Here is a 15,147-nt window from a genome sequence, read left to right as displayed (position 1 = left end):
GTAGGCCATTTGTTCAATAACAAAAGCCTCCAGCCACAAACATGGTCTCCCGAGGTATAATTGGTCGCTTAATTGTGCTGGTGGGTATCATTTTTGGTGGAATGTACGTCAATGTCGGCGTTCAGCACTTCACCAATACGGTTTGGTTTGAGCCTATCGTCCCCGCAATTCTTGGTGACGCAGCCTTTTGGGTCTACCTGACCGGCGTCATTGAAATCGCTCTTGGCATTGGACTCATCATCCCTCAAACTCGACGTCAAGCCGGGCTGTGGAGCGCAGCGTTTCTCGTCGTCGTCTATTGGGCCAACCTCAACATGTGGGTCAACAACATCGCCATTGGGGGCAACACATACGCCGATTTTTGGCACGTGCTACGCTTGATTGCCCAAACAGGCATGATCGCACTTTCATTGTTGATTGCAGGACAACTTACCGAAGAGCCAATGACGCTTGAATCCTCATCGCCTTAAGCACTTGAAGTGAGCGTTAATCAGCGGTCTCTTGAACGACCAGAGCCTTGGTTGCCGCCGCTGCCACGGTTGCCTTGCCCTCGTGAACGGTTTGAGCCTTGATTGCCCCCACCGCCGCGGTTGCCTTGCCCTCGTGAACGGTTTGAGCCTTGATTGCCTCCACCGCCACGGTTGCCTTGCCCTCGTGAACGGTTTGAGCCTTGATTGCCTCCACCGCCACGGTTGGGTCTGGAGTTCCGTCCTCCTCCGCCAGAGTTGTTGGGCTTTCTCCGGTTTCGTGAATTGTTTGAGCGGCCCCCTGAAGACTTCCCGTCCTTGATTTTCCCTGGCTTTTGACCGGGTTTTGGAATCGCTGCAGGGTAGTGGTAACGATGCTCCTCATCTCGGGGAACTTCAAATCCAATCAGTCGTTCAATGCCGACCAAATACCCGGATTCGGATTCATCACAAAAGCCGTATGCGATTCCTGATTTCCCAGCCCGAGCAGTCCTTCCAATTCGGTGAACATAACTCTCTGGCTCGTTGGGTAAATCGTAGTTGAATACGTGGGTGATTCCATCCACGTCGATGCCTCTGCTTGCGATATCCGTGGCTACCAAGATCGAAGTTGTACCGCTCTTGAAGTTTGCAAGAGCTTTTGTTCGTGCCCCTTGGCTCTTGTTTCCGTGGATTGCTGCAGCATTGATGCCGTCCTGGTCAAGTTGCTTGACCAAACGATTCGCACCGTGCTTGGTTCGTGTGAAGACAATGCCTCGAGCAACCTCCTCCTCCTTGATGATATCAGCGATGAGTCGGCGTTTGTCTGCTTTTCGAACAAACATGATCTTCTGAGCAATCCGCTCAACGGTAATCTCTTCTGGACTGACATCAACCATCACGGCCTTGTTGAGGAAGGAAGATGCAAGGTCGGCGATGGATTTGGGCATGGTTGCACTGAACAACAGATTTTGCCGTCGCTTTGGGAGCAACTTGAGCACCTTGCGAATGTCGCGAATGAATCCCATATCGAGCATTTGGTCGGCTTCGTCAAGAACGAAGAATTCAACGCGTCCAAGGTCGATGAATCCCTGCCCGATGAGGTCCAGCAAACGGCCCGGTGTTGCCACCAAGATGTCCAGTCCTTTCTGTAGGGCGCGTACTTGTGGATTTTGCTTTACACCACCGAAAATGACCTTGTGGCGGATGTCCAAATGCTCACTGTATGCAGAGAAGCGCTCATCAATTTGCGCTGCAAGTTCTCGAGTAGGGGAAAGGACCAGGGCGCGAATGTACCGCTTCCCCTGCGGCCGTGAACGACTCATCACCTGCAAGACCGGTAGGGCGAAGGCTGCGGTTTTTCCGGTTCCTGTTTGAGCAACACCAAGCACGTCTTTTCCATCGAGTAGAGGGGGTATCGCTTGCTCTTGGACCGGTGTCGGGATCGTATATCCTTGCTTTTCCACGGCTCGTAGCAAGTCCTTTGAAAGGCCGAGTGATTCGAATTTTTCCATCGTTTTATTCTCCAATTGGACGGTAGTGCAAGGCAAGCATGTCCATCCAGAACAGCGTTCGGTCCGCCCCCTCCCCTAAAACAAGAGGGGGTGTTGCACATCGCACTGACCTCATTCTTGGTTGTTCGTACCGAAGCGGACCCAGGTTCATCCGGAACGGTATTGAATTCATCTTTTCGTTTCTTTATATGCGGTTGTACGGTTATGCGAGCATGGGTCTGATTACACCGTTCGGTTCTGTTCACGTTCCCCACAGTGTGCCAAAAGAGCGCGTAAGCGCGGTCGAGCGAGCGCTTGAGTGGTGCAATACCATTACCGAAACAAGTCCATTTTGGGAACACAGGAAGGTTTCAAAACATCTTGCTGTAGAACGGCAGGTCAATGGCGAACTGGTGACGATTTTTCCTGTTCTAGCTGCGAAGCAGGACTTCGGAGACGGTCAAACCGGCTTTTCACGTCATCATCTCCCGGTGATGGTCAACGGCAAATCCGTGTGCGTCGTCCCTTCTTCTGGAATCAAAGAGCGAGAGAGGTCCACCCTCCTCCACACGGATTTAGTCGCTTCTCTTTTGCAGTTGTTTTGTGTTGAACACCCACCTCTAAACAAACTTCCTCGGACCCTTGGAAAAGCCCTCTATCCCAAAGCCTTCCCCGGGGGAAGGTTCGATGCAATGGGCCACAACCCCGAACGTGCTCGCCTCCAAAATTTGTTTCAAGAGGAGGTTACCAACGACGAAGCAGCGATTGAATTCTTCACGCATATGGACGACCAACGGTGGATGCATTGCCGTGACCTTTTGGACAGGCATCACCATCCGAAATGCACACAGTTCCACGCAGAGCGCATCCTCTCGGCATCTGTCGCAACCAACAGGGACGTTCTCTGGGCCTTGGAGTCGCTGCTCTTTCTCGACCAAGACGGCAACAACAAACACCTTCCAAGGTTCATGGTTCATCCGAGCGATGAAATCGTTATTTTTGCGGTCCAACAATTCCAACCCGCTGATGAAAAAGAGGCGTGGGATACATGGTTACCCTTGCTTCAGCCAGACGGTGAACCGTCCTTTTGGGAAATAATTTTCCGCTTGATGGAGTATCCCGATTCACGGGAACGCTTGTTGGACCGTTGTCAGCAGATATACGAAGGATCGGACCAACTTGAATTCAAATCCAGGTTGCTTGCTTGGTTGTCAAATTACCGCAACATGGATGAACGGGTGCAAACCGTTCTCAACCAACTTGGGTCCCATCAACTCCCATCGTTTCTCATGGAGGTGCAAACCTATGGCCCATGGTTTGAGGCGTTTGCATTTGAGCAACTTCAACTCGGCCGAAGCAGGCTGAACCGTGGGGTGCTGAATGCCACGATCCTGAACCCTTCGTTCGACCACTTCAGGCTATGGGAATACCTGTTTAACTCATCGTCAGGAAGCGTAAGAACATCGTTGATGCCCCATCTAGCAAATGTAGGGACCGACAAAGCGTTTTGCCTTATCGAGAGTCAAACCAACCATGAATTGCGCTTCGTATCCCGAAGGGCCTATGTCTGGATTGCATCCTTCAAGCGTCATCCTCGGACAAGAGCTGTACTCCTCAAAGGAATGGAGTCTCAATACAGGGGCGTGCGCCTTGAATGTCAACGGCAACTTCAACTTCGTCGGGACGAAGGGTTCGACCGTTGAGTGTTCAACTCAAACGGTAGCAGCGTTTCCAAAGGTGTAGGTCATCATGCCTGCATCTTGGTAGAGTTGAGGCATTTGGCCAGTCGTTCCGAAGTGGTAAAGGGCGACGACTGCAACCTGTTCTGCTGCATTGACTGCGGCGACCAACAGAGCGATACAGATGGCTCCAAAAATTAGGCCAATGGGGCCTATTGCAACCGTCAATGCAAGGGTGATGATGACGATTGGGATTCCTATCAAGAAAGCGATCAAGGCGATTCCAAGTCCAGAGGTGATTTGCTCTCCCCATGTCTTGAAGAACATATCCTTGCTTGAACTCAGGCTCTCTCCAACGCTCTTGCCTTCGATGATCATGTACGGGAGCATGAAGAAGGTCATCACAAACCATGCGAGTCCGCCGATGAGGTGGACAATGGTTGCAAGGACTTTCATAGCATCATTATCACTGCTGCGAGCGGCTCCTTCGAGCATCTTGAGCAGAAGTCCAACGGTTCCGGCGATAATACCCCATAGAATGATGATGGGTAGGCGGCTCAAAGCAGCTCTGAATCCATCGGAAAACGAAGGGTCTCCGCCTGAAAGACGAATGTTGGCATTGGCGACAATAGCACAATTCCAAAACACGACGATGATGCTGACGAGCATGTAGCCGACAAAGGTGAATCCAAGATAAGCCGGGGTAGCGGCACCTTCTGCGTCGATGGCCCAAGACATTTCCATGATTTGTGGAATGGCTATAGCAACAAATGCGGCCATGCTCAGCACACCGGAGATGATCATGTAGACCATGAGTTCGGGGTCTTTTTTGACCACACTCATGCTCAATTTGCTCATTTGCCAGCCGCGTCCGATGGTTGCGAAGAATCCCATGACTCTCCGAAGCGCCCTTGCTTTAATTCAGTTTTCCCGAATTTGGCGCTGATGGAGGGCTTCAACCGCTAAAACACTGACTGCAACTTGAAGGTTGTAAGATGGAACGAAACCGGCCATGGGCAGTTTGACCACAGCATCACTTGCGTCCAAGACCTCTTGACTCACGCCATGCCGTTCTGCGCCCACAACCAGCAGCACGTTTCCAGTCAAGTCCTCGTCCCACGGTCCGTGCGTGCCGATGTCTTCAGCAGCAACGATCCGAAAACCGTTCTCTTTTGCGCTGACGAGCAGTTCTTCGGTCGTGGTGTAAATGACAGGGATAAATCGGTCGGCTCGCATGCTTGCGCGGCGGATGGTGCGGCGTTCCTCATGCGTTTTAACGACGTTAAGCAGCACAGCATCTGCTCCAGAAACTTCAGCGGTTCTGATGGTGAATCCCAGGTTTGTTGAATACTCAACGCCGTCAAAGAGCCAAACACACCCACCGGCACTCATGACTTCTTCCAGTGTGTTGTGCTGGGGTCGGCCCGTCAATGCGAGGGCGATTTGGCCTCCATCTGCCGACATTCTCCAGAGGTCGTTGGTTGAACCTTCATCAAGCGGCACGTCCAAGGTTTCACACAGGGCCCGCAGTTCCGTAGTGTCGTGTTCACGGTCAACCAGGACCCTGTCGATGGCGACTCCACTGTTCAAGGCGTCCATGACCGCGGTCAATCCGGTGATTTGGCCAGCCATGTCTTGGGCTGGAGCGGGATGCTCAAGAGGCTAACCCTTCTGGGGAGGACATGGCGAAACAACATGCCCCTCGCTTCTTAGCCATCGTGGAAGCGGCAAGAGAATCAATTCCTGAATGCAATGCTGAAGAATTGAAGCACATGCTGTCCGATGGTCAGCCGCTTCTGGTCGTTGATGTTCGGGAACGTTATGAATTCGAAGCTGGCCACTTGGAGGGGGCGGTTCACATTGGAAAAGGTGTGCTTGAGCGGGATATTGAGAAACAGGACATCCCCGATGATGCTCGTGTAGTCTTGTATTGCGGTGGGGGATACCGGAGCGCATTAGCGGCGAAGTCGTTGCAGGACATGGGATGGACGAATGTATCATCGCTGTGGGGCGGATGGCGTGGAATCCAAGCCGAAGGCCTACCTGTTTGGAAGGCATAGTTCTCTTCATCGCGTGGGCAGACTCATAAAGGGGAGTTTTGTCCGCAGGATGCTGAGAAGCGTAGGTGGTTATGATGACTCAAGGTTTGTACCAACATGTTCGTTCAACTTGGAAGCGTCCAAAGGATGCACTGCCCCACATGTACCGGCAGACTCGCATGGCCCAATGGCGCCGCGAGCCGGTCAATTGCCGCATCGAACGCCCAACTCGCCTTGACGCCGCCCGCCGAATGGGCTACAAAGCAAAGCAAGGCGTTGTCCTCATCCGCACCCGTGTCCGCCGAGGTGGACTTCGTAAGGGTAAGATTCACATGAAGCGCAAGCCATCCAAGGCCGGTATTTCCAAGATTACCATGGCCAAGAACACGCAGCGTATCGCAGAAGAGCGTGTTGCACGTCACTTCCCTAACCTGGAAGTCCTCAACTCGTACTGGGTTGGCCAAGACGGAAAGCACAAGTTCTTCGAAGTGATCATGATCGACACACACCACCCTGCTATCGTTAACGACAAGCAACTCGGTGTGTTCTCCCGTGCAAACGGCAAGACCGCCCACCGTGGACGTGCATACCGAGGTAAGACTTCTGCCGGTAAGCGAGGACGTGGATTGCACAAGAAGGGTAAGGGTGCAGAGAAGTTGCGTCCTTCGCTCAAAGCAAACCTCAACCGCGGTAAGTGAAGCATTCAGCAGTGCTGATGTTTGGTTAATTGTAACCATCTTGAGCCGTTGCTTTATTGACCCTAGCCGGTAGTGGATGACCATGGTGCAAGGAGAAGAGGTCATGTCCCGTTGGGCCGGCCTTGAAGTCTACTTGCCTACTGGAAGGAAACTCGGTACCGTTTACGACGCAGTCATCGACACCAATACCCTCCATTGTACGCATCTCTTTGTTTGTGATACGCCTGAGGATTTGGTGGAAGGAAAGTTGCACGTTGCGGTTCCTTGGCGATGGGTCCGTGCAATCGATGAAGTGGTGTTGCTACGTTGGTTTCCACCGACTCCAATACCGATGAATTCTTGAGGTGTTAAGATGGGTATTGACGTTCACGTTCTTGGTACTGCTTCGGCACGCCCAACCAACCGTCGGGACGTCAGTGGAAGTGCAGTTAAATGCCCTGACGGCATTGCCGTTATCGATTGCGGTGAAGGGTTTCAAAGTCGTTTTTCTCATCAGCGTAAGATGCTAAAACAACATGAAAAAGGAACGACGCTCAAACCCGGAAACGTTGACGTATTGCTCTTTACCCACGGCCACCTTGACCATACCTGGGGTGCACTTCCCTGGATGCAAACCATGAGCCTTGACCACAGGGAAGCGCCTCTGTTGATTCTCGGCCCGAGCTCCAAACCGGTACTTGATGCTCTGCTCAGTGGCTCCGAATTGCCGGCCGACACACCGCCATCCGAACTTGCACGCCAATGGCGCAGTTGGCATTCTCTGGGTGCTAATGACTCGGGGCTCTCGTTCCCAACCCGTTGGGTTCTTGGCGACATGGCGGAGCACCGTTGGGTCGAACTCGATGCGCTAACAGGCAAAGCCGTAGCTTTGGAAAGCATGCCTCAACCCATCGGATGGTCTTCGTGCAAAATCGAGGCGTTGCAAACACGCCACTCCGTCCCCTCATGCGCATGGGCCATCAAACAAGTTGGCAAGCGGGGGAAATTTGACCGCCTCCGCGCGGCAGAACTTCGCCTTACTGAACAGCAACGAATGAGTCTTGCTCGCGGGGATGACATCACACTTGAGAATGGGGATCGCCTCAATGCCAGTTCATTTCGAGGCCAATCTGGCTCGGAATTGAGCGTTATTCTATCCGGTGATACTGCCGAGGGAGCTCCGGGACTCCTCACTACGGCAACACCAACCTTGCTCGTTCACGAAGCAACCTTCCTTGAGGCTCAAAGCGACAAAGCGGATGAACACCTCCATTCGACCGTTTCCGGGGCCGTACGAACTGCTCAAAAGATGAAGGTCAACCACCTCGCCCTTACCCACTACAGCAGCAGGATCAAAGATATTGAAACGGTATCAAATGAAATCGATATTGGAGATGCATCGCTTCATGTCGTCTGCCTCAACGATGGTGACCGGCTCCGTATTGGTGAGGACGGCTCAGTCAGTCACCTCACGTTCACCCAAGAAGGCTGGTCAAAGCGAAACATGTCACCAAATCGTTGAAGAGGAAAACGCTCATCCTCGTTTCATGCGCTCGTTCGTTTTGGTCCTTCTTTTGCTATCAGCGGCCTGCGTTCCAATGGCAACATCTGCAACTGAAGGACGAGACAGTCCTGGCTGTTTGACACAAAGCATTGCTAACCTTGCCTCTACGGTAGACATTGACCCAGGCGTCTGTATTATCGTGGACTTGGGCGCTCTTACCCCCGGAGATGTCTTTGAAATCGAACTCGTTATCCTTGACGATGCACTGGATGTTCTGTTCTTCAATGAGAACACCATTCAGCCCTATGAATTGGGACAATCCTACCGCTCGACAATGGAACAACCAGCATCCACAGAATCTGCTTTGGGCGGGTATGAGTTCCATTGGGCCGTCCCTCCTTCCATCCAATCGAAAAACTGGTACATGGTCCTGGACAATCTCGCTCATGATGGTGATGCAAGTGCCGGTGACCAGGGCGGCGTACGCAGCAAAGTATCGGCCTCGGTTGCTTCTCTTGAACAGGCCTACTGGACGCCCTACCACGACTTGGTCGCCGTAGGTGAAAACGATTTTTCCATCCTCTTATCGGGTGATGATTTGCGCCTGGATGCGGGAACAACCGTTGTGGTTTCAGCGTGGGACTTGGACTTTATTGGAGACGTATACTTGCAAACACGCCTGATGCATCAACGCTACGAATTAGGGGCAGTAGGCGTTCAGTACATCGACGGCGGTGCCCTTCAGAACGTTGATGTTCCAAAATCAGTGACCTGGATGGTTCCCAATGACCTTGACGGCGAAGAATTGCTTTTGGTTGTTGACAATACAGACGTCCCTCTTGGTGGAGGCAATGGCACAGATGACCTGCGCATGTCGGTACGAATTGAACTGGCACCTCCGTTGACTCCGGTCGTTACGGACGCAAGCGAATCAACGGTATCCATAGGGGAATCCATTCTACTTGACGGTTCAACAACAGCAAACCGTCTGGGACAAATCGCTTCGTTGCAGTGGGATTTTGATGATACGGTGGACGAAGATAACGACGGGGATTTCAAAAACGATGCTGACGGCTCAGGGTTCACAGCATCTCCCTCTTGGGGCACGCCCGGTGTCAAAACGGTCACCGTAACGTCCACTTCTCCAACCGGAGAGCAAGCCTTCTCTGACCACTCAGTTACCGTTGTTGATACCGAAGAACCAACCGCTCGTATTGCATCAAACGGCACACCGATTTCTGGAGGTTGGAAGGTCGACAGAGGTGCTGGCATTTCGATGAACTGCCTTTCCAGTAGCGACGACGATGCAATAGCAGCATGCGATTGGACGCTTAATGGAGTACCCTTTGGAAACGCAACAACCCTTCCATTGCTCTGGGATGAGATTGGAGTTTACGAACTCGCGCTCGTCGTGTCGGACGCCGCAGGGAATACTGCGACCACATCGGCTACAATTCGTTCCGTCGATCCGACCATCCCTACATTCAACACATCGCTCTTGGCCGACTTCCCAGCCAAAGTTTCCGCAGGTGACAGTTACACCTTCAAAATTGAAGTCAGTGATGCATACGATAGCGACACTGCCTTGCGAGTGCACTGGGATTTGAATCCGTTAAAAGATTCGGACGGTAACGGAGATACTCGAGACGATGCAGACCTGATGGGACTTCAACCCAACATTAATTTCGACGATGAAGGAGTCCAAGACATCGTCATTACGGTATTTGATGCGTCAAACAACACGGCTTCGTTTGCATTCAAAGTAGAAGTGGACCCTCCATCATCCAGCGCAGGCTTTGCTGGGCCTGTCATGATGGTACTGATTCTGCTCTGTATAGCCGGAGCTGTTTCCGTTCTTGGGTTCCGTTCCTGGCAACGTCGTCTTGCCGTCGATATGTTGACCGGTCGAGGCCTCAATGAAGACGAGGCGCATGGCCAAATTGGGATGGTAGCTCAGCGTCGTAAACTTCCCTTATTTGCGAAGGCCATAGAAATCGCTGGATTGGACCAAGGAGAAATCAAATCCAAGGACGATTTGGTAGCCGATGCAAAGGCCGCAGAGATGGAAGCGATTTACGGCACCGCCGCCAGTACTGCTGACCCGAACCTTTCGTTTGCTCCTCCTCCACAATATCAAACCGAAGTGATCTCACAAGGAAGCAGTCAAGCGGCTCGAGAAGCAGCATCGCTCTTTGATATGGAGCAGACTGCAACCCCGACTTCGGCAGTCACAGTTGATGCACTTGCAGCATTTATGGACGACGAACCCGAGCCCGTAACTCAACCCGTTCCTGTTCCAGTGGAGAAAGCAGCCGCCATTCATGAACCGGAAGCGCCTGCTGCTGAACCTGTGATGACCCGTTCGGAAATCCAGATGCCGGCCACGGCCATCGAGCCTCAACCCGCTCCGAAAGAAGTGGAACAGCCGGATGCGCCTGTCAACATCCGTCACACCTGTTCAGCATGCAATGCAGTGTTTGAAATCGATATGCCGGTGGGCGTTGAACTTGCGGTTGTCGGTTGCCCCGGTTGCGGTGTTGACCAAACCATCACCCAAACCTCCTCTTGATGTGCAATGAAGAACACCACTTTGTATGAGCAAACCGGCGAATCCTTCTCAAAGGATGACCCCCGACCTGCACCCATGGATGAGAAGGTTACGCGTGTTATTCGTGCTGGCCTTCCTCAATCGGGTGACCCAAGAAAGGCAGCATTGCTCCTTGTGATCATCATGATGCTTTCCATGATGCAACCTGTTTCCGCAGATTCTAGCGTGGACCGCGATGACTTCGGGGTTCTTGATGCGCTCGCAGAAACGCTTGCAAGCCGTTCTGATGCGAATGAAGAACTGGTGGCCATTAACGGGGCGCAGAATTCCTTCGCTATTCTCGACGCTTCCAAGCGGCCAGTTCAGGCAGGAGACGCTCTTGCTGACGCAGAGGGGTACCTCAACCAAGTTGAACTTCGGGATACTTCACCTCTGGTCGAAGATCATCCACGCCCCTACAATTTCTTGACCGACCTGGCCACGAGCCCGGACGATTGGCCTTACAATCTCTGGCAGACGCTGTTTTCGGTTGAAAATCTCGGGATTGACAACCTCCTCGGCGTTGGCATCAACACGTATGCAATTTACGTCAATTTCACATCTCGAAACAACGGGCCTTCTTACGAGGCCTGGGATTCGGGGACCTTCACTGGAGAACTTATTGTTGGAACCGATCTTGTCCTGTTCAAGAATTTCGTTGACATTGATGGGGATGGCACTGACGACCTTTCCGTTGCGTTAACCATCGAGGGCCTTACCACCCTCAACGAAGGATGGGGCGTGGAATTCAGCGATGGGATCATACCGGTCATCGAAGAAATCTGGCTTCGCCCGACCTTCCAATGGAACGTTGAAGCCCTCAACGAAAACGACCCTCTTTGGGATGAACTTGAGCATCTTGAAGTGTCGTTGATGAAGGGACTCGCCTTTGATATTACCTTGTCCAATTCAGAATCTTACGCCATTGTCATCGATACAAGATTTACTCAACCTCCACACGACGTAACACTCGGGGTTGGCATCCAAAAGATGACGTTCAATCTCAACGCCTTGTACGCATCGGTTGGTCAGTTGGGCCTCGACCTTCTCCTGGGTCAAGTCAACTCGAGCGACCTCACGCTCACCAGTGTCTCTGCCCCTTACGCCGTACGCTTAGCAAATCCAAATGCCGACGGAGGTCAGAAGCAGACAGACTGCAGTCAAACGTTCAATTACGACCCTGCTACGGACGGTGAAGCGGAAAGTCGAGCCCACAAATGCAGCATTGGAATCGGTATCGGTTACGTTCACTTTGGTGAAGCAAGAGGCGATGGTACGGTGCCCATTCTTGAAGTGGCTTACCTTGACGTAGGATTCCATCCCGACAAGGGTTCATCGATTCTACCGGCCGAAGTTGATTTGACGCTACGCAACGACAACTACGGACAAAACTCCTTTGATACCGTTGAATTGTACTCCGATGTTGATATCGACGTGTACCTCCACTACTTTGAGGACCGTTCAAACGTCCCGGAAGGCGACAGTCCATTCGGGAACATCACGGATTCACGCATATGGATTCGCGGCCTTCCTTCGGATTCGTTGCACGAGGACGAAATCAATGCCATCTTCACGATGATTGGAGAAGCACCAGGTTCAGCAAACCTGCCGGGCGAAATCCCCGAACGCCTGTCTTTTATTATCGCCATCAAGAATTTCACTGGAGACCAAACCAACAACATCAACGACCCCACCTTGCCTGTCAATCCGGCGGCACCCCCCAATACCTTGTTGCTGATTGCTGGAACGGGCTCGATTTCCTCTCTGGACTTCATTTCCACGTTCAAACGAGGTGGCTACGAAGACGACAGTTCGTCAATGCTTGTCCGAGTAGAAGATGTGCCTCGAGTTATTGTCATTCAAGGGAGCTTCCTCATCCCCTCGAGTGGGACCAGTCGGATCAATTTTGATAACCCGAATTTAAACTCAATAGCGCAATTGTTTGACAATGCTCTCCTGACGGTGATTGAGGTTGTATTGGACATCGGTACGATTCTCAATGGATTGCCCAATGCGGTTGTTGGGACTGCGGGTTCAACCGGTGGAGAAGTTGACATTCAGTGTTTCAACCAGGTGAAGAAAAGTTTACCCACGTCCCAAAGAGAAGCGACCTACCTCGGCGAAATGGCCTTTGCATTGGCCAGCAGCCCTCAGCCTTGGTTGCCTGAAATGGACCACATCTTGCTCTCTGAAGATACCAATATCGAGGTGGTAAACGGTCGCTTAGGACCCCAAGACCCGCTGGTTCCTGTAGCCATGAGCATGCGAATCGGAGGCATCTCCCATGTCCGGCATTCGTTTGACCCCGTGAATGAAATACGCAACATGGAACTGGATGGCGAAGCGGCAGGCTCCCTCCTCATCGGGCACATTCGACACGACGACGGGAACTTGGACGATGCCGTCAAACAATCGGCCACTGTTTCAAACCGCCCCGGTATGTTCAATATTTTGCAAGAAGCAGAGGCACTCCAGTACAGCGCAAGTGAGCCCATTGGGACCATTACCTACGGCGGCGAATCTGGAAGCCAACGCAATGCGATTCGCCTGGACGGTTTGCCTGCGACCTTCTCATTGATTCTTGGAGACACGGTGGGTTATGTCGCTGATGTTCCAATGGAAAGCATTCAGATTCAGATGACAAACGCCACGGTCCCCCTGACCATGGACGGCGACCACATGCGCTTCTGGGTGAATGAAGATACGGCAGAAGCAAGTTTGAGCACTCAAATTTCGGATGTGACCTCAATTCAACGCTTGAGCCCGCTTATTCCGGGATCGTCTGGCCCGGAAGGGAATTCTGTAGTTGAACTGGTTCGTTCTCAATCCTCTCCGTTTGGCGTGTCGGTTGAAGACGATACGAATTACGAGGACCCGTTCCTCGGACTCAACGGCAAAGTGTACTTTGCTCCTCTCCCTGCTAACATCTCCCTCACATTGCCGAGCGATGTTGATTCTGACGGCCTTGAGTTGCCGACCTTTGGGGAAGACGAGGGCATTGAAGCCTTGTCGTTCTTCTTGGGCGATCTGGTAGACTTTGGGACGGTCGTCAACGATTTCGTACACGCACTCACGGTTGACGTTGGTGGTGTGATCGGAGAAAACGAAAACATGAGCCTTGGCCTTGACCTCTTCACTGGAGAAGCCTTCAACATGACCGTGGACATGAAGAAAGGAAGCAACTTGCTTGTTGAACCAGAATGGTCGCATGGAATTGGTGTTGAATCCATTGAACAGACGCTTCCTACGTTCAATCTCTCTCGAATGCCGACCTTTGTAGAATCAAGCCGAGTCACCATGACCGCAATTCTTGAAGACGGTAAAATCTCACAAACTGAACGAAACCAAGCTCTTTCCATTGCTAATGCAGCCAACATTACCGCTGCAGAAGAACTCATTGACGCTCTTGAGGACGGCAGGATTTACGACGATGAATTAATCGGAGTCAACCTCACGCTCCTTGAGGAAGAAGGCATCACGCTGACCGATCGTCGGTCTTGGCACATCAAAGCGTGGCTGCCTTCCTTGCCTGCTGGAAAGATTGAGATTCTCTATGATTTCCGTATGATCGGTGATGTTCCAACTTATGAGATCGACCTGAAGATGTCTCAATGGCAGCCTGAACGCGAACAAATATCCATCGTCGCACGAGGGCTTGAGGGCCAGGATCTTGAATTGTTGATTGACGGTTTGGATACGACCCAACCCAACAATGTAGAAGTCAATGTTTTGTTTTCAACGCAGGAAAACCTCACCGTGCCGCGTGTGTCAATGGACATGCGTTATGATGCTGGAGTTCGGTTAAAGTCGGCTTATGCCCTCTTAATCGACCATCAAGCCCTCACACGGGTTGAGGCATTGGTCATGGGCATTCCTCAATCAACGGACGTGTCTGCAACCATTGGTGACGTTTTGGAACTTGACCTCTTCGTGCCCGAGGTTTACCGTATCAACGACCATTCCGCAGATTCATTGATGCTTAAGCAACTTCGTTATGTGGATGGATTTTGGTGGCCATCGACTGCTTTCATGCAAGATTTACCCGGTGTGATGAACCTTTCAACAGCACCCGATGGTCGGTTTGACATTCGCCAACAAACAGCCTTCCAAGGGATGAGAACGCTTGACTATTCGTCCAATACCGACGATATGGATCTCTATCTGGAGGCAACGGGAAGGTCAATTGATGCAAAGGGCGACGTGTTGATGATTGCAGAAGACCTTCCTAAGCGCTTTGTGCTCGAGCAAACCGATGATTACGGCATGAGAATCGTTTCCTCCGATAGCGGCGTAAAACGGGTGTACATCAAGCAGACAGACCTTCCGGCAGCCCCTGGAGTTACCATTGAGCGTGTTGAAGTCGTTGGTGAAAACCTCAAGGGTGCAACCATTCACATCTACACTGGGCCGGGGGAATTCCCAGTGATTATCATCGACGACATCAATGAGGGGCGTCTTGTTGCCAGTGCTCAAGCCTTTGTTGAACCCGGTTATTACCTCCCCATGCTTGGTGATTTACGCCTCGACGGACGAGCAGTTTTACTCGATGCACAATTTACTGGTATTGTCCCAACGGCATCCTCAATCGGAATTAACGGCATGGTGACGGACCTGTCTCTCGTCGGTTCATTAACCGGAGAATTCGTTGAAACACGGCACATCATGGTGGTTGAACCCATCAGTTCTGCCGTCGCCAGTGGGTTGGCACTTTTGTTTGGGTGA

11 protein-coding genes are annotated in these 15,147 nt (G+C 52.0%); 8 read left to right on the top strand and 3 right to left on the bottom strand.

Features of this window, described 5'->3' with window-relative positions; all coding sequences use genetic code 11:
• Nucleotides 1–41: 41 nt before the first annotated feature.
• The gene (locus tag AAA857_RS02405) at nucleotides 42–470 is read left to right on the top strand and encodes a hypothetical protein (RefSeq protein WP_338172714.1); all 429 of its coding nucleotides are present in this window, start codon (nucleotides 42–44) and stop codon (nucleotides 468–470) included.
• A 20-nt stretch (nucleotides 471–490) separates the two neighbouring features.
• On the opposite strand, the gene AAA857_RS02400 is transcribed toward AAA857_RS02405, so the two are convergent.
• Nucleotides 491–1,960: a DEAD/DEAH box helicase gene (locus AAA857_RS02400; protein ID WP_338172712.1), complete on the bottom strand. Its 1,470-nt coding sequence runs from the start codon at nucleotides 1,958–1,960 to the stop codon at nucleotides 491–493.
• Between the two features lie 212 nt (nucleotides 1,961–2,172).
• Between AAA857_RS02400 and AAA857_RS02395 the strand changes: the two genes are divergently transcribed.
• Nucleotides 2,173–3,642 carry a hypothetical protein gene (locus AAA857_RS02395; RefSeq protein ID WP_338172709.1) on the top strand — a complete coding sequence of 490 codons (1,470 nt, stop codon included), beginning with the start codon at nucleotides 2,173–2,175 and terminating at the stop codon, nucleotides 3,640–3,642.
• A gap of 9 nt (nucleotides 3,643–3,651) precedes the next feature.
• Here AAA857_RS02395 and AAA857_RS02390 read toward each other — a convergent pair whose 3' ends face one another.
• Both AAA857_RS02390 and AAA857_RS02385 read right to left on the bottom strand, forming a co-directional pair.
• Entirely contained in the window at nucleotides 3,652–4,461 is an 810-nt protein-coding gene (locus AAA857_RS02390; protein ID WP_338172707.1) for a DUF6159 family protein, read from the bottom strand.
• A gap of 78 nt (nucleotides 4,462–4,539) precedes the next feature.
• On the bottom strand, nucleotides 4,540–5,250 hold the full coding sequence (locus AAA857_RS02385) for an RNA methyltransferase (RefSeq protein ID WP_338172705.1): 711 nt from the start codon (nucleotides 5,248–5,250) through the stop codon (nucleotides 4,540–4,542).
• 50 nt (nucleotides 5,251–5,300) lie between these two features.
• On the opposite strand from AAA857_RS02385, the gene AAA857_RS02380 reads away from it, so the two are divergent.
• The 6 genes from AAA857_RS02380 to AAA857_RS02355 all read left to right on the top strand — a co-directional run bounded on the left by AAA857_RS02380 (nucleotide 5,301) and on the right by AAA857_RS02355 (nucleotide 15,147).
• Nucleotides 5,301–5,678 (top strand): rhodanese-like domain-containing protein, encoded by a 378-nt coding sequence (locus AAA857_RS02380; RefSeq protein WP_338172703.1) that lies wholly within the window; start codon nucleotides 5,301–5,303, stop codon nucleotides 5,676–5,678.
• 74 nt (nucleotides 5,679–5,752) lie between these two features.
• Nucleotides 5,753–6,355 (top strand): 50S ribosomal protein L15e, encoded by a 603-nt coding sequence (locus AAA857_RS02375; protein ID WP_338172700.1) that lies wholly within the window; start codon nucleotides 5,753–5,755, stop codon nucleotides 6,353–6,355.
• Between the two features lie 82 nt (nucleotides 6,356–6,437).
• The gene (locus tag AAA857_RS02370; protein WP_338172698.1) at nucleotides 6,438–6,698 is read left to right on the top strand and encodes a PRC-barrel domain-containing protein; all 261 of its coding nucleotides are present in this window, start codon (nucleotides 6,438–6,440) and stop codon (nucleotides 6,696–6,698) included.
• 9 nt (nucleotides 6,699–6,707) lie between these two features.
• Nucleotides 6,708–7,856 (top strand): MBL fold metallo-hydrolase, encoded by a 1,149-nt coding sequence (locus AAA857_RS02365; RefSeq protein WP_338172696.1) that lies wholly within the window; start codon nucleotides 6,708–6,710, stop codon nucleotides 7,854–7,856.
• 25 nt (nucleotides 7,857–7,881) lie between these two features.
• Nucleotides 7,882–10,407, top strand: coding sequence for a hypothetical protein (locus AAA857_RS02360; RefSeq protein WP_338172694.1), 2,526 nt, complete (start codon nucleotides 7,882–7,884; stop codon nucleotides 10,405–10,407).
• 75 nt (nucleotides 10,408–10,482) lie between these two features.
• Nucleotides 10,483–15,147, top strand: a complete 4,665-nt coding sequence (locus AAA857_RS02355) for a hypothetical protein (RefSeq protein WP_338172692.1) — start codon at nucleotides 10,483–10,485, stop codon at nucleotides 15,145–15,147.

Origin of the sequence: Candidatus Poseidonia alphae, from assembly GCF_943787815.1 — an archaeon.
Lineage (GTDB): Archaea > Thermoplasmatota > Poseidoniia > Poseidoniales > Poseidoniaceae > Poseidonia > Poseidonia alphae.
The sequence above is the reverse complement of the archived record's forward strand: the minus strand, read 5'-3'. Positions and strand labels throughout refer to the sequence as shown.